At 31.3% G+C, this 246-nt stretch carries 1 pseudogene; it reads right to left on the bottom strand.

The annotated features are described in order from the left end of the window. A pseudogene (locus CD113_RS11495) lies at window positions 1-246 on the bottom strand (tyrosine-type recombinase/integrase); the annotation flags it as partial.

Genomic DNA, 246 nt, shown 5'->3' with positions numbered 1-246 from the left:
TGTAACAAGTAAGAACAATGTGTGTGTCTGATACTGTGTAATGTATATTTGCCAATACGTTTTTCTAAACAATATTTTTGCATAACTTTAGTTACTGCATTGTGTGTAATTAATGAAACTCCAGTGTTGAATAATTGAGTGGATAAACTTGTTGGCATTTTCGCCAAAGTATTTTGTAATATTTTCATATCAGTTAGTGGAACATCAACTGTTCTGTCAGATGTTTCTGTTTTAGTACCTGGTAGA

The organism is Staphylococcus simiae (assembly GCF_002902085.1).
GTDB classification, from domain to species: domain Bacteria; phylum Bacillota; class Bacilli; order Staphylococcales; family Staphylococcaceae; genus Staphylococcus; species Staphylococcus simiae.
Note: the sequence above shows the minus strand (reverse complement) of the source record. Positions and strands in the feature narration are given on the sequence as shown.